The sequence below is a fragment of the Streptomyces sp. NBC_01257 genome (genome assembly GCF_035917255.1).
In the GTDB taxonomy this organism is placed as follows: Bacteria; Actinomycetota; Actinomycetes; order Streptomycetales; family Streptomycetaceae; genus Streptomyces.
In genome coordinates, this window is the sequence record NZ_CP108472.1 from 4,342,475 (window position 1) to 4,356,631 (window position 14,157).

The 14,157-nt window shown below is 66.5% G+C and carries 13 protein-coding genes, 1 tRNA gene and 3 pseudogenes; 8 read left to right on the top strand and 9 right to left on the bottom strand.

The genetic code is table 11. The annotated features are described in order from the left end of the window. Nucleotides 1-287: 287 nt before the first annotated feature. From OG408_RS18610 to OG408_RS18625, 4 genes are all read left to right on the top strand, one after another. Nucleotides 288-1,004: a sugar transferase gene (locus OG408_RS18610; RefSeq protein ID WP_326670869.1), complete on the top strand. Its 717-nt coding sequence runs from the start codon at nucleotides 288-290 to the stop codon at nucleotides 1,002-1,004. A gap of 104 nt (nucleotides 1,005-1,108) precedes the next feature. After that, nucleotides 1,109-3,376 (top strand): (Fe-S)-binding protein, encoded by a 2,268-nt coding sequence (locus OG408_RS18615; protein WP_326670871.1) that lies wholly within the window; start codon nucleotides 1,109-1,111, stop codon nucleotides 3,374-3,376. Nucleotides 3,377-3,576: 200 nt separating this feature from the next. After that, the gene (locus OG408_RS18620; protein ID WP_326674558.1) at nucleotides 3,577-4,752 is read left to right on the top strand and encodes an FG-GAP repeat domain-containing protein; all 1,176 of its coding nucleotides are present in this window, start codon (nucleotides 3,577-3,579) and stop codon (nucleotides 4,750-4,752) included. 109 nt (nucleotides 4,753-4,861) lie between these two features. Continuing rightward, nucleotides 4,862-5,785: a Yip1 family protein gene (locus OG408_RS18625; RefSeq protein ID WP_266780213.1), complete on the top strand. Its 924-nt coding sequence runs from the start codon at nucleotides 4,862-4,864 to the stop codon at nucleotides 5,783-5,785. Between the two features lie 135 nt (nucleotides 5,786-5,920). Here OG408_RS18625 and OG408_RS18630 read toward each other — a convergent pair whose 3' ends face one another. Together OG408_RS18630 and dcd are read right to left on the bottom strand one after the other, a co-directional pair. Then, entirely contained in the window at nucleotides 5,921-6,421 is a 501-nt protein-coding gene (locus OG408_RS18630) for a phosphoribosyltransferase (protein ID WP_266780214.1), read from the bottom strand. Nucleotides 6,422-6,427: 6 nt separating this feature from the next. Beyond that, on the bottom strand, nucleotides 6,428-7,003 hold the full coding sequence (gene dcd, locus OG408_RS18635) for a dCTP deaminase (protein ID WP_266780215.1): 576 nt from the start codon (nucleotides 7,001-7,003) through the stop codon (nucleotides 6,428-6,430). A gap of 487 nt (nucleotides 7,004-7,490) precedes the next feature. Between dcd and OG408_RS18640 the strand changes: the two genes are divergently transcribed. Beyond that, a tRNA-Gly gene (locus OG408_RS18640) sits at nucleotides 7,491-7,564 on the top strand. Between the two features lie 231 nt (nucleotides 7,565-7,795). Beyond that, entirely contained in the window at nucleotides 7,796-8,092 is a 297-nt protein-coding gene (locus OG408_RS18645; protein WP_326670874.1) for a hypothetical protein, read from the top strand. A 109-nt stretch (nucleotides 8,093-8,201) separates the two neighbouring features. On the opposite strand, the pseudogene OG408_RS18650 reads toward OG408_RS18645, so the two are convergent. Then, nucleotides 8,202-8,515, bottom strand: a pseudogene (locus OG408_RS18650) (tyrosine-type recombinase/integrase); the annotation flags it as partial. On the opposite strand from OG408_RS18650, the gene OG408_RS18655 reads away from it, so the two are divergent. Continuing rightward, a complete protein-coding gene (locus tag OG408_RS18655; RefSeq protein WP_326674559.1) occupies nucleotides 8,515-8,880 on the top strand; it encodes an NUDIX domain-containing protein in 366 nt (121 codons plus the stop codon). The pseudogene OG408_RS18650 and the gene OG408_RS18655 sit on opposite strands and share 1 nt — an antisense overlap. A gap of 686 nt (nucleotides 8,881-9,566) precedes the next feature. Here OG408_RS18655 and OG408_RS18660 read toward each other — a convergent pair. After that, on the bottom strand, nucleotides 9,567-10,130 hold the full coding sequence (locus tag OG408_RS18660; protein ID WP_326670875.1) for a hypothetical protein: 564 nt from the start codon (nucleotides 10,128-10,130) through the stop codon (nucleotides 9,567-9,569). 81 nt (nucleotides 10,131-10,211) lie between these two features. Here OG408_RS18660 and OG408_RS18665 point away from each other — a divergent pair, with 81 nt between their 5' ends. Continuing rightward, entirely contained in the window at nucleotides 10,212-11,327 is a 1,116-nt protein-coding gene (locus OG408_RS18665; RefSeq protein ID WP_326670876.1) for a toll/interleukin-1 receptor domain-containing protein, read from the top strand. 256 nt (nucleotides 11,328-11,583) lie between these two features. Here the strand turns inward: OG408_RS18665 and OG408_RS18670 are convergent. From OG408_RS18670 to OG408_RS18690, 5 genes and pseudogenes are all read right to left on the bottom strand, one after another. Further along, a pseudogene (locus tag OG408_RS18670) lies at nucleotides 11,584-11,871 on the bottom strand (hypothetical protein); the annotation flags it as partial. A gap of 32 nt (nucleotides 11,872-11,903) precedes the next feature. Further along, the gene (locus tag OG408_RS18675; RefSeq protein WP_266780221.1) at nucleotides 11,904-12,344 is read right to left on the bottom strand and encodes a DoxX family protein; all 441 of its coding nucleotides are present in this window, start codon (nucleotides 12,342-12,344) and stop codon (nucleotides 11,904-11,906) included. Nucleotides 12,345-12,425: 81 nt separating this feature from the next. Next, the gene (locus tag OG408_RS18680; RefSeq protein ID WP_285567359.1) at nucleotides 12,426-12,860 is read right to left on the bottom strand and encodes a YdeI/OmpD-associated family protein; all 435 of its coding nucleotides are present in this window, start codon (nucleotides 12,858-12,860) and stop codon (nucleotides 12,426-12,428) included. Between the two features lie 328 nt (nucleotides 12,861-13,188). Further along, nucleotides 13,189-13,833, bottom strand: a complete 645-nt coding sequence (locus tag OG408_RS18685; RefSeq protein ID WP_442806135.1) for a glyoxalase — start codon at nucleotides 13,831-13,833, stop codon at nucleotides 13,189-13,191. Beyond that, nucleotides 13,833-14,024: pseudogene (locus OG408_RS18690) on the bottom strand (AraC family transcriptional regulator); the annotation flags it as partial. The pseudogene OG408_RS18690 and the gene OG408_RS18685, both read right to left, overlap by 1 nt. Nucleotides 14,025-14,157 lie beyond the last annotated feature (133 nt).

Here is a 14,157-nt window from a genome sequence, read left to right on the forward strand (position 1 = left end):
GTGGATCTGACTCAAGGATGCATGACACCCGCCCCAGAGTCAACAGACCTGAGTCGAGTCGACTCAACTATTGTGCACGCACCGGCCGCCACCAGCGAAAACACCGCCATGCGTGACGGCGGACACACGCCGTTCGGCCCACTTACGGGCGGCACCCGGGCGACACCGACCCGCCCCACGGGCCACACGGCCCTCCCCATCATCGCCTCATGGGATCGTTCTGTCACAAAATGCCGTGAGCCGCGCAAAACCGGCACACGAACCGCCGAACCAGGCAGGTGCGAACGATGCAGACGCAGAGGCAAGGCCGGCATCACGGGCCGCGGCAACGACGAGGCCCGGCAAGGCGCGGCAGCCGCCCGTACCTCGCGGGAACACTCAGGACGCCCAGGGCTTCCGAAGCACTCAGGGCACTCAAGCGGCTCGCCCCACTGACGCGCCTGCCCCGCCCCACGGCCGGACGAACCCTGGACCTGGCCCTCGGCTCGGCCCTGCTGCTCCTGGCCGCCCCCCTGCTCGCCGCGGCCGCCCTGGTCCTCGCCGTGCAGCGCGGCCCCGGGGGCGTACTGACCCGATCCACCCGGGTGGGAGCGGGCGGCCGGCCCTTCGTGCTGCGGTCGCTGCGCACCCGGCGGCTGCGGCTGCACGTCATCTCCCGGCTGCCCCATGTCGTACGCGGAGAGCTGGCGCTGGTCGGACCGGCGCCGCTCACGCCGGCCGAGGTACGGAAACGGGCGACCGGTGCGCGAGACTGGCGGCAGGAACTGAAGCCCGGCCTGACCGGCCTGGCCCAGGTGCGCCACCGTTCGACGATGCCGTGGGACGAACCGGCCCTCCTCGACCAGCACTACGCCGAGCACCACCGCCCGGCGCTGGACCTGGCGATCCTCGCGGAAGCCGTCGGCGCACCCCTGCGCGAAGCGGCCCGTGGCCTTGTGCGGCACGGCAAGGCAGACCTGAGCGACACAGATCACCGCCTGCCCGGCTACAGGACGGCGGAATAAGTGGATAGTGTCAGCACAGACTGATTAAGTTACTGCTTAGTAATCACCTGAGTAATCAGCGACCACCGCTGAATCCCACCCTCGCAGGCCCGAGGAGCCCCCAAATGCAACTCGCCGCGATCATCGTGTCGCTGGTGCTGACCGTCGTCGGCGTTGCGCTCATCGCCCGAGCCGTCGCGCAGATCTACCGGTTCGTCCGCCTCGGACAGCCGGTACCGGCAGGCAGTCGCACCGACGACCCCAAGCAGCGCACGATCACCCTGGTCAAGGAGTTCCTCGGCCACACCCGGATGAACCGGTGGGGCATCGTGGGCTTCGCGCACTGGTTCGTCGCGATCGGCTTCCTGACGCTGCCGCCGACGCTGCTCCAGGCGTACGGACAGCTCTTCAAGGCCGACTGGGTGCTGCCGATCATCGGCGAATGGCTGCCGTTCGAGCTGTACATCGAGTTCATCGGCCTGATGACGACGGTCGGCATCCTCGTGCTGATCGCCATCCGGCTGCTGAACCTCCCCTCCCGGGCCGGCCGCAAGTCCCGGTTCGCGGGCTCGAAGGCCTGGCAGGCGTACTTCGTCGAGTACGTCATCCTCGTCATCGGCCTGGCCATCCTGACCCTGCGCGGTCTCGAGGGTGCGATCCACCACGTCGGCGGCTACGAGGCCGCGTACTTCGTCTCGTACCCGCTGGTCCTCGCCTTCAAGGGACTCGCGCTCGGCACCCTGCAGAACCTCATCTACTTCACCGCGATGATCAAGATCGGCGTCTCGCTGATCTGGATGATCACGGTCTCGCTCAACACCAACATGGGTGTCGCCTGGCACCGCTTCCTCGGCTTCCCGAACATCTGGTTCAAGAGGAACGCGGACGGCGCGGTCGCGCTGGGCGCGCTGCAGCCGATGACGACGGGCGGCCAGGAGATCGACTGGGAGGACCCGGCCGAGGACGCCGTCTTCGGTGTCTCCCAGGTCGAGCAGTTCTCCTGGAAGGGCATCCTCGACTTCTCCACGTGCACGGAGTGCGGCCGCTGCCAGTCGCAGTGCCCCGCCTGGAACACGGGCAAGCCGCTCTCCCCGAAGCTCCTGATCATGTCCCTGCGCGACCACGCGCACGCCAAGGCCCCGTACCTGCTGGCCGGCGGCGGCAAGGACATGGAGGGCAACGAGAAGGCGACGGAGGAGCAGCTCAAGGACGTCCCCGCGGCCGCCCTCGCGGAGGCCGAGCGCCCGCTGATCGGCACGGCCGAGGAGAACGGCGTCATCGACCCGGACGTCCTCTGGTCCTGCACCACCTGCGGTGCGTGCGTGGAGCAGTGCCCGGTCGACATCGAGCACATCGACCACATCGTCGACATGCGCCGCTACCAGGTGATGATCGAGTCCGCGTTCCCGTCCGAGGCGGGCACGATGCTCAAGAACCTGGAGAAGAAGGGCAACCCCTGGGGTCTCGCCAAGAAGCAGCGCGTCGAGTGGACCAAGGAGGTCGACTTCGAGGTCCCGATCGTCGGCAAGGACGTCGAGGACCTCACCGAGGTCGACTACCTCTACTGGGTCGGCTGCGCCGGCGCCCTGGAGGACCGCGCGAAGAAGACCACCAAGGCCTTCGCCGAGCTGCTCCACATCGCGGGCGTCAAGTTCGCGATCATGGGCGGCGACGAGAAGTGCACGGGTGACTCGGCCCGCCGCCTGGGCAACGAGCCGCTGTTCCAGCAGCTCGGCCAGGAGAACGTCGCGATGCTGAACATGGCCTTCGGCGAGGACGACGAGGACGACTCGACGAAGAAGGCGAAGGCGACGAAGAAGATCGTCGCGACCTGCCCGCACTGCTTCAACACCATCGCGAACGAGTACCCGCAGCTCGGCGGCGAGTACGAGGTCATCCACCACACGCAGCTGCTCCAGCACCTCATCGACGAGGGCAAGCTGATCCCGGTGACGCCGGTCGAGGGTCTGATCACGTACCACGACCCCTGCTACCTGGGCCGTCACAACAAGATCTACACGCCCCCGCGCGAGATCATCGCGAAGGTGCCGGGTCTGCGGAACGAGGAGATGCACCGCCACAAGGAGCGCGGCTTCTGCTGCGGTGCCGGTGGCGCCCGGATGTGGATGGAGGAGCGGATCGGCAAGCGCATCAACAACGAGCGCGTCGACGAAGCCCTCTCCCTCAACCCGGACATCGTCTCCACCGCCTGCCCGTTCTGCCTCGTCATGCTGACCGACTCGGTCAACGGCAAGAAGAACGACGGCAAGGCGAAGGAGTCGATCCAGGTGGTCGACGTGTCGCAGCTGCTGCTCGACTCGGTGCGTACCCCGGCTGACCCGGCGGGCGAGCCGGATACGGCGGACGCGCCGGAGCCGGAACCGGTGAAGTAACGGGTAACCCGTCACGCGCCACCGCGTTGCACAAGCGGCCGGACCTGCCTCGGGGGCAGGACCGGCCGCTTCTGTTGTACGGCCCCGGTGGCGCATCATGTGGGACGGCCGTGGGGCGCGTGAGCCCCGCCGGACGGCCGAGACCGACGAGACGTACGAGGTGTCCCCACGGGGATACGCATCGGAGGTATCCCGTGCGGATACGCATCGCCAGGACACGCGCGAGAACGGCGGCGGGCCCCCGGGGCGCGGCCGGACCGACGGCGGCCACCGCGCTCGGCTGCCTCTGCGCGCTCCTGCTGACGGCCTGCGCGGGCTCCCCGGACCCCGCGTCCCCGAAGAACGGCGACGCCCCGCCCACCGCGCTCTCCGGCCTGGCGGGCGCCGAGCGCCACGCCGTCCCGCACGGCACCGGCAGCCACACCCCGGACGACTTCAACGGCGACGGCCTCCGCGACCTGGTCCTCGACGACCTGGTGAAGCCGGCCGCCGACAGCCACGGCGACGACGCCGGCATAGGCATCGTGTACGGCTCCGCCACCCGCGGCCTCGACCCCTCCGTACGCCAGCTCCTCAGCGCGCGGGCGAACGCCGCCAAGAGCGGTGACACCCTCCCGTCGGCGTTCGACGCCGAGGCGTCGTGCGACCTCGACCGGGACGGCTTCACCGATCTGATCGTGGCCACCGACCCCCCGTACAACGGCATCGGCCGCCCGCCCGTCCCGCTGCAGATCCTCTTCGGCTCCCCCGCGGGCCTCACCGGCAAGGCCGTCACGCTCCGCATCCCGGACCGGGCCCGCTTCGGCAACGAGTGGCCCGACCACCCCGTCTGCGGCGACTTCGACGGCGACCGGAAACCGGACCTGGCCGTGACGGCGAGCGCCGGCCGGCTCAGCTTCCTGCGGGGCCCCTTCACCCGCGACGGCCGCCCGCACGCCGCCGGCGGCACCATCCCCGGCGCGGGCCCCGCCCTGTCCGCCCCCGAGCCCCGGGCGGACACGGACAAGGACGGCTACGACGACCTGGTGTACACCACCCTCCCCCACGAGCCGGGCACCGCGGGCAAGGGCACGCTGCTGCTCGGCACCCCCGACGGACCGGCCCGCCCGGGCGGCGCGTACCGCTTCCGCGCACCGGCCGGAAAGCTCCCGGCAGCACCGCTGCGCACGGCGAAGGGCAGCGGATCGCCCGCGGCGACGACCGGTGCGGAAACGACCCTCCTCCAGCGGTACGGGGACTTCGACGGCGACAAGAAGCCGGACACGGTGGTCCGTACGCACCGGGGCGAGACGGCGGACCTGATCGCGCTGTACCCGGCCGCCACGCCGGACCGCCCGCTGATCACCTTCACCAGCGCGCTGTTCACGGCGGGCTGAGGACAACCCCCCAGGGTTCCCTTAGGGGATGTCACAGCTAGGCCGCAAAGGCGGTCCAGTTCCCCCGCCCCTCCCACCCGACCCGCGCGGACCAGGTACGTTCGATTACGTGGCTGGATTCAGGATCGGACGCGGCCGGGACAACCGCACCCCGCAGCAAGCGCGACAACCGCGGCAGCAGCCGTACGGCACTCAGGCACCACCGCCGTACGGACAGCAGCAATGGCCGCCGACGGGAGGCAACACGGGCCCGCCCAACGGCGGCCACCACAACAACTACAACGGTGGCGGCGGCTACCAAGGCGGCGGGCCGGACGAGCCCGAGTACTTCGCCGACCCGTACCCGCAGCAGCAGGGCCACGCCCCGTACCCCCAGCAGGGCGACCCGTACGCGAACAGCCCCGGACACACCCAGGCCTTCAGCATCAACGAGGACCCGTACGGAGACGGCAACACCTACCGCGCCGGCCAGGCCCCCGCCCAGCCCACGGGCCCTCGCCTGCACTGGAAGCAGCTGCTGAGCGGCATCGTGACGCGCCCCGGCCCGACGTTCTGGCAGATGCGCGACTACCCGGTCTGGGGCCCGGCCCTGATCGTCACGTTCCTCTACGGCCTGCTGGCGCTCTTCGGCTTCGACCAGGCCCGCGACGACGCGATCCACGCGCCGGTCTCCTCGGCCGTCCCCTACGTCATCCTCACGGGCGCGTGCTTCGTGCTCGGCGGCCTGGTGCTCGGCGCGGTCACCCACACCCTCGCCCGCCAGCTCGGCGGCGACGGGGCGTGGCAGCCGACCGTGGGCCTCTCCATGCTGATCATGTCGATCACGGACGCCCCGCGCCTGATCTTCGCGCTCTTCCTGGGCGGCGAGAACTCCCTGGTCCAGATCCTCGGCTGGATCACCTGGCTGGCGGCGGCTGCCCTGTTCACCTCGATGGTGAGCAAGTCCCACGACCTGCCGTGGCCGAAGGCCCTGGGCGCGTCCGCGATCCAGCTCCTGGCCCTGGTCTCGATCCTCAAACTGGGCACGATCTGAGCACAGCACCACAGCACCACAGCACCAGGAACGACAGAACCCCCGGGCCGCCCTCACCAGGGCCCGGGGGTTCTTCTCTGCACGCACACGCACACGCACACGCGACCGGCACGCACCCGATCGCCACCCGACCGCTCAGGCGTCGAGAACCTGTCCGCTGCGCCGCACGACGGGCTTCTCCACACTCCACGGGAAGTTGATCCAGCTATCGGTCTTCTTCCACACGTACTCGCACTTCACGAGCGAATGCGACTTCTCGTAGATGACGGCTGAGCGCACCTCGGCGACATGATCGATACAGAAGTCGCGGACCAGCTTCAGCGTCTTCCCGGTATCGGCGACATCGTCGGCGATCAGAACCTTCTTGTCGGAGAAGTCGATGGCATTGGGCACGGGCGCCAGCATGACGGGCATTTCGAGTGTGGTGCCCACCCCGGTATAGAACTCCACATTCACCAGGTGGATGTTCTTGCAGTCCAGCGCGTACGCCAGCCCGCCCGCGACGAACACCCCGCCGCGCGCGATGCTCAGCACCACGTCCGGCTCGTACCCGTCATCGGCGACGGCCTGCGCCAGCTCCCGCACGGCGTGCCCGAAACCGTCGTACGTCAGATTCTCCCGCACGTCATCACTCACCCGGCATCACACCTGCGTCCGGTGGAAGTTCATGAAGGACCGCGACGCGGTGGGCCCGCGCTGCCCCTGGTACCGCGACCCGTACCGCTCGGAGCCGTAAGGGAACTCGGACGGAGAACTCAGCCGGAACATGCACAGCTGCCCGATCTTCATCCCCGGCCACAGCTTTATCGGCAGCGTGGCGAGGTTCGACAGCTCCAGGGTCACGTGCCCGGAGAACCCGGGATCGATGAACCCGGCGGTCGAATGCGTCACCAACCCGAGCCGGCCGAGCGAACTCTTGCCCTCCAGCCGCGAGGCGAGATCGGCGGGCAGCGAGATGACCTCGTACGTCGAGGCGAGCACGAACTCACCGGGGTGCAGGATGAACGCCTCGTCCCCGTCCGGCTCGACGGTACGGGTCAGATCGGCCTGTTCGACGGCCGGATCGATATGCGGATAGCGGTGGTTCTCGAACACCCGGAAATAGCGGTCGAGCCTCACATCAATGCTCGACGGCTGCACCATCGACGCATCGAACGGATCAATACGTACGCGTCCGGCGTCGATCTCGGCCCGGATGTCCTTGTCTGAGAGAAGCACCCACCGAGGATACGCAGAACGCGCGGGCCCACCCTCATCGGGCCGCCCGCGCGCCTGTCGCCACCTGCCCGGAAGCCCTACCGCTCCTCGAACACCACGGGCACGGCATGCCGCAACCGGGCGCAGCGAGGACAGCGGATAAGCCGCCCGGGACCGATCCGCCCGGACCCGAGCTGCTGCATCGGGAACGAGGCGGTAGCGAAAACGTGCCCTTCGGCACAGCGGACGACAGTGCGCTCCATGGAGTCCATCAAGTCCCTTCCCCATCAAGCCGTGGACGAGAAAGCCACATTAGGGGATGAACAGGACGCCACTCCACGCGGCACTCCGACCACTCACGCTACGCCCCCAACTCCCGCCCACCACAACCGCGTCCACCCCCCGACACACCCCACGTCCATCACGACCCGCACCGGGCCGCGGCCTCGGGGGATCGGCGATGGGGTACAGTGTGGGACGATGCGTCGCTGGTCAGCCAGTGCGTTGTGCGGGTGTAGTTTAATGGTAGAACATGAGCTTCCCAAGCTCAGAGCGCGAGTTCGATTCTCGTCACCCGCTCCATGAAAAAGCCCCAGGCCAGCGGCCGGGGGCTTCTTTGTTGTCTGGACCAGTTCAGGGGTCCCGCACCAGATCCGTGCCAGAAGGCTTCACCTCTGCCCTTTCACGGCGCTGCGGCCCTGCTACACCGGAGCTCCTTGAGATCTTCCTCGCGGCACGCGCGACTGCCACGGTTAACCCCATGAGCCGGGCGAGCGGGATCGACACAGCGGACTCTGAGCAAAGAGGAATCTGATGATCAATATGCAGGTGCGAGGAGAGACCGGTGACATCGTGGTGAACGGTTCGTCCAGACTGGACTGGATGAGCGCGCTTCAGCATGTGGATGCTGACAGGTATCCCTTTCTTGGAAGTCTGCTGCCGTACGCGGACACAATGTTCAATTCGCGCCAGACGGTGAAGCTTCGACAGGAAGTTTCCGACCAGTCCGTGCGTGAGCTCCTTGGGCATGAAGCAACGGCGGAGATCGAAAGGCTCTGTCTCCAGGTGGAGGGCGGGTCGCACCTCTACCTTTGGTTCCTCGGGGACTAACACTCCAGCCAAGCTCGGAGCGCGAGTTCGGTTCTCGTCACCGACTCCATGAAAGAGCCCCAGGCCAGCGGCCCGGGGCTTCGTTGCTGTCTGGACCAGTTCAAGCGCCCTACGCCAGATCCGTACCAGAAGGCGTCTCCTCGGCCTTCTCGCGGGCGGTGCGCACAAGGCCGTCCAGACCGCTCGCGACCCCCTGCCGTCGCTCAAGGTCCGAGTGCTGGTAGATCAGCGCGGCCTTCTCCGACGACCGGCCGGCGCGGACCATTATGTCCTTGAGCGTGGCCCGGGCCGGGTCGTCAGCGTGTGCCCGGTGTGACGAAGATCGTAGAAGCGGAAGCCGTCCGGCAGGCCAACGAGCACGCGGGCCTTTCGCTACTTCCGTCCGAAGGTGGAGCGTCGGAACGGCTTGCCTTTCTCCCCCAATCCGCCGAGCGGACAACGGGACATGGGAACTGCCGGGCGGAGTGCTGGAACTGGAGGAGTCCCCGGAACAGGGCGTCAGCCGCGAGGTCTGGGAAGAGACCGGCATCCGCGTCGAGGTCGCCGAGCTCACGGGCGTCTACAAGAACACGGCCAGAGGCATCGTCGCCATGGTCTTCCGGTGCAAGCCCGCTGGGGGCACCGAGCGCACATCAACCGAATCAACCGCGGTCGACTGGCTCACCCCGGAGCAGATCACCGAGCGCATGTCCGAGGTCTACGCAATCCGCCTACTCGACGCCTTGGACGGGGCCGGCCCCCACGTGCGGAGCCACGACGGTCACTGCTTGGTAGAGGCATCAGCATGACCAGCGGTAGAAAACTCCCCCAAGCCCAGACCACTGGATGAGCTCGACAGCGTGCACGACTTCCTCGACGACGTGCGCCTACGGCCAAGCATGTACGTGCGAGGCCGTTCCGTCCTGCACCTCCAGTCGATCCTGTTCAGGTACAGCGTCGCCTGTGAGATCCATGGAGTTCCGGCGATGACACACTTCGTCACACCGGGCCGTTCAGCGAGTGGCTGTGGCCTCGACTCGACATGCAGTACCCAAGCGCGCTCGGCTGGGCTGTTGAGATCGAGCGGGCAGCTGAAGCAGCAGACATCGCACCTCTGGACATGTTCGACCTCTTGGACGAGTTCCGCCTGGCGGCACGAGGGCACCCAGAAAGCCACGCGGTAAAAGTTTCTCTACTTCATCAAGGCGGCTCGCTCCGCTCGCCGCGCGCTCCCCGGCTACGCCGGTCGCGCGGCTGGAGCGAGCACCATGGTGGGGAAGAACCCGCTGCGGCTGGGGCGGTCGGCTCCACGGCTTTACCCACCTCCCCGGTTCGGGTCCCGCGTCGAGCAAGACCAGGGGGCCACTCGTTCAAATTCCGGGCAGGATCACAGCCTGCCCGAGTTGCCGGCCAGCGTACGGCCCCCTGATCATGCTCGACCCCAAACCGGGCAGGCCACCGGCCAAACCCGCTCCGCCGACCTTCGAACTGGCCGCTATCCGAGACGTCTGCGGCTACGCCAAGCCCTTCGATTTTGGAGTGAAGCGTCGTCAATCACCTGCTGCATGACCGAACTGCGCGCCTTGCTCAAATAGGCCAGTGCGGCCCCCATACCCACCTCGTCCCACAGCTCCAAGGTCCTGCCAGCGGTAGCTGGCTCAGTCAGTAGCTTGCCCAACATCGCCATGGATGAGTGCACTTGCTCCATACCCTCGAAGTCCGGCAGTGCGCCGACTTCAGCCCTTGCCCGCCCCAGAGAGTCAAGGATGGGAAACAGAAAGGGCTCCCGCTCCTCGAAGGCCGCAGGATCGATCGTGCCTACGGACGCAAGGTATCGGTTCGCTGCATCAGCAGCTTTGGTCAAATGATCTTGGGCAGTCTCGAAGCGTGTCGCGTGAAAGCGCGCGTCTTCCAACCGCGCCTCCCACCTGACTCGGTCGCGGGCCAGACCGAGCTGGGTCCAGCGCGTGACCACACCCACAATGATGGCTGCCCCACCAGCGAACAGCGGAGCCAGTACAGCAGTCGAAGCGAAGTTCATCACCGCATCATCGCCCATGGCCCAGCGCGCCCCACGTGATCGATGATCGATAATTACGATCTGGCTGAAAGACGCCCTGATATCTCCTAACATGCGCATATGACCCCTGATAGCGGCGCTGCCGGATTCTGGAGCTACACCCACCGTGACGACGAAATTGAAGAGGGAAGAATTCGACGACTGGCCACCAAAATCGCAAACGAATTCGAAGCAATAACCGCCGAAGAATTGCATGTTTTTCTAGACAAGAACGACATTAAGTGGGGCGACGAATGGCGCGCCAGAATAGATAGCGCCTTGACAGGGTCGACTTTGTTCATCCCTGTAATTACCCCTAGGTTCTTTAAGAGCGACGAGTGCCGAAGAGAGGTTCTGACTTTCTCCGGACACGCAGCCAGCCTTGGACTGGATGAACTACTCCTTCCGATTCTATACATTAATGTTCCGGGAATAGGAAAAGGGGAGCAGTCCGACGACGTCATGGCACTAATCGCCAAAAGGCAGTACGTGGACTGGACGCAACTTCGACTCGAAGACGAAAACTCCCCGACTTACCGTCAAGCCGTTCACAGCCTAGCGGTACGTCTGGTTGAGATTCTCGAACGTACAGCAGAGGTTGACCCTCCGCCCATCGCCCGGATCGAGGACCCCGAATCGGACGACGAGCCTGGCATGCTGGAAATGATGGCTGACGCGGAAGCCGCCTTGCCGCGATGGAATGAAACCATGGTTGAATTCGCGCAAACAATCGCCGTGATCGGTGAGGCAGTAAGTGAAGCTAACGCGGAGATGGAACTGTCTGACGCTCGTGGCGCAGGATTCGCAGGGCGACTTCGTGCAACTCATAAATTGGCCGAGCGAATCAAGCCATCCGCAGAAAGGCTGAGTGGACTCGGAGAGCAGTACTCAGCCGAATTGGTCAAGGTCGATCCTGGAGTTCTGGGAATTATTCGCCAAGTCGAATCCGAGGGACCCGAAGCGACCGAAGCGGAGCAAGCCAAAGAGTTCTTCGAAACGGTTCGAGACTTTGCTCGAAGCGGTCGAAAGAACATGGAGGCATACCAAGAATTCTCAGACACTCTTCAAGGCCTCTCAGGCATGAGTAAATCGATGCGCCCGTTGATGGGAAAGATGAGAGGTGCGGCACAACAAGTAGTGGACGGGCAGGCAGTCATCGATGAGTGGGAGCGCCGAATCGACGAAGTGACCTCCTGAGACCTACACGGACCCGGTGGCACATTGACCAGCGTGCCAGTGGTGTGCCAGAAGCTCCGGAGATTCACGGTCAAGCATGGGGCATCGAACGCGGCTTACAAGGGTCCTTGAAGGATGTAGGTGCAGTTCAGATGCCCCACGACAGTGGGGAGCACTGCTGATTCCCAAGCTCAGAGCGCGAGTTCGATTCTCGTCACCCGCTCCATGAAAAAGCCCCAGGCCAACGGCCCGGGGCTTCTTTGTTGTACGGACCGGTTCAGGGGCCCCGCACCAGATCCGCCCGCAAGTTGTCCAGACCGCTCTCGACCTCCTGCTGCCGCTCAAGGTCTGAGTGCTGATGGATCAGCGCGGCCTTCTCCGGCGACTGGCCGGCGCGGACCATCGTTTCGCCCGCCTCCGACTTGGCGTCGCCAGGCGCACGACGACCGGTGATCAGTTCGGGCGCCGCCATGCGGACCCGGATGGTCATCTCGTCGAGGGCCACGTCCTTGCGGCGGAGCTCCGCCTGTTCCTCCGCCCTCATGGGACCGTACGCACCGAAGAAGAAGTCATCACATTTGGATGGCTTCCAAGGTGCTACGGCATTGTCATTTCGTTGGATGGACGTGGTGTTCTGGCTGTCGGCGCGGCAGAAGCCCGCAGGAGGTCTCGCCAGTCGGCGGGCCAGTTGGCCAGCGCGAGGATACCCATGATGACGAGGTGGGTCGGCGCAGCCCAGCTTTCCACCGCCGGGTCATGGTTGACGATGTGGGTTGTGACCGCGCCGGTGAGCACGAACATCAGCGTCGTGGCGCCCAGGAAGCGTGTTCGCTTGTCAGGGATCACCAGCAGGACGGCCGCCGCACCTTCCAGGGCACCGACCACGAAGCGCATCCAGGACGGGTATCCCCACTCGGCGAACTTCACGGAGTACGCCGAGCTGAATACCGTGTCGCCCGGCCAGTACTTGGTCACGGCGCCAAGCGCGAACTCAAAGGCCAGGAACCAGTACAGACCGGTCATGAGTCGCTTCGACATGATTGTCCCTTCAGGAGGAATTGGGCAGGGCGATGCCTTCGCACGGCGATTACGTTGCCGCCGGAGTCTTGCTTTCGGGGGTCAGCCCCGCAGAGTGGCGATGGCCTTCTCGATACGCCGCTGGCGCGTCTCGGGCTTCTTCGCGCTCTCGATGGCGCGCACGTGCTCGCGCTTGCGGCTGTAGGCAAGATTGTCGTACGCGGCACGGGCGGCCGGTTCGTCGTCCAGAGCCTGGGCGAAGTCCGCAGGCTCGACGACGACGCGAGGCTCGGTGTCGAGCTCCAGCTCGACCTCGACCTCCTCGCCGATCTCGACACCGGCGGCCTGCCGGTTGGCGTTGCTGAGACCGAGCAGGTGGCGGCCACGCAGGAGGGCGACCCGGCTCTTCCAGGAATGCCCGTTGACCGTGATGGTCACCGGCGGCCGCGCGCCCCCGTCGAGCGCCGCTACCACCTCGGGCGGAACTTCCAGGCCCCGCATGGGCTCAGGTGGCTCGACGTGTGCCCGGAACTTCATGGTGTTTCTCCTGTTGTTCTGCCGGTGTTCTGCCAACTCGCCACGGTTCCGTCCCGCCCGGCTCCGGGTACCCGCTCCCCCTTCCCCACCCGGACCATCGCCATTTCCTGGACGACCACGGCAACGCCACGCCGCCCTGGGCGGCGGTAAGGCAAGAGATCACGACTGCTCGGCGTAGGGCTGTCCGGTTCCTCGGGTGCTGTGGCCGAGGCTCCAGATGTAGCCGTCCGGGTCGGCAAAGGTGCCGCCGTACCCGCCCCACGGCAGAGTGCCGGCCGGTTTGAGGACCGTGGCCCCGTGGCCTGCTGAGCCTCCGCGCGGGGACGCGCTACGCGACGGCCTCCCAGGCGAACCCGTCCAGGTCGGTGAAAGCGCCGGCGGTGCTGCCGAGGACGATGCGGTGCGAGCCTGTGCCGTCGACGGGAACGCCGAGGTCCTTGGCCAGGGCGCGGCGCTTGTACAGCGCCAGTTTGACGGGGCTGGACTGACCGGCGGCGAACTCGGCGTACTTGCCGCCGAAGCTCTTGGCCACGGTCAGGCCCCGGCCGACGTAGAACTGTCTGGTGGCCTTCACCGACTCGACGCCGATCAGCAGGACGACCTCGTCGATCTCCCGAGTGTCGGGGCCGGTGTCGTTCTTATCCGAGGTCGCGATCTTCCAGATCGTCCCGTCCGGGGCCTGGACGACGCCGCTGTAGCCCCACAGCGACTTCGCGGCGGGCTTCAGGACGGTGGCGCCGGCGTCCACGGCGGCGCCGAAGAAGCCGTCGACGGTGGCCGGACCGGACACCGTGAGCGCCAGGGTGAAGCCACGGAATCCGGTGGAGTGCGCCTCGGACGCCCGCAGGCTTATGTACGTGTTCACGCCGAGGGCGCTGTAGAAGCGGCGAGCGTCCTCGAGGTCGGCCACCTCAAGAGTGACGGACGCAAGGGACGTGACGGCTGCGGTGGAAGCGGTGGTTGCCATGACCATCACGCTAGGGGCTGTGCCGAGGCCGGTGCTTCTCGATTCCTGACCGGTCTTGAGACCAGCTTCGCCACGCACGCCGGCATCCCCTCCACCGTGATCGCCGGCCCCGCATCACGGGCCGCACCCGCAGCCTCGAACCGGTCGGCCGCCGCATCCGCCGCCTGGAGCCGGAAGGCCCCGGGCAGCATGCCGACCCGACGCCCGCTCGATGCGACGCGTCATCAGGCGCGCATACGGCGACTCGGTGTCCATAAGCAGCAGCAGCCCCTTCTCCTCCTGTGGCGGGCCGTGCCACAACGTGCCAGTAGCGGCGGTGAACAGCGGTCA

Excerpts from the sequence above, each read along its gene's own strand:
- OG408_RS18610 (WP_326670869.1), top strand. The coding sequence starts at position 288 with ATGCAGACGCAGAGGCAAGGCCGGCATCACGGGCCGCGGCAACGACGA.
- OG408_RS18675 (WP_266780221.1), bottom strand. The coding sequence starts at position 12,344 with ATGTCGAAGCGACTCATGACCGGTCTGTACTGGTTCCTGGCCTTTGAG.
- OG408_RS18685 (WP_442806135.1), bottom strand. The coding sequence starts at position 13,833 with ATGGTCATGGCAACCACCGCTTCCACCGCAGCCGTCACGTCCCTTGCG.
- OG408_RS18665 (WP_326670876.1), top strand. The coding sequence starts at position 10,212 with ATGACCCCTGATAGCGGCGCTGCCGGATTCTGGAGCTACACCCACCGT.
- OG408_RS18680 (WP_285567359.1), bottom strand. The coding sequence starts at position 12,860 with ATGAAGTTCCGGGCACACGTCGAGCCACCTGAGCCCATGCGGGGCCTG.
- OG408_RS18645 (WP_326670874.1), top strand. The coding sequence starts at position 7,796 with ATGATCAATATGCAGGTGCGAGGAGAGACCGGTGACATCGTGGTGAAC.
- OG408_RS18615 (WP_326670871.1), top strand. The coding sequence starts at position 1,109 with ATGCAACTCGCCGCGATCATCGTGTCGCTGGTGCTGACCGTCGTCGGC.
- OG408_RS18660 (WP_326670875.1), bottom strand. The coding sequence starts at position 10,130 with ATGGGCGATGATGCGGTGATGAACTTCGCTTCGACTGCTGTACTGGCT.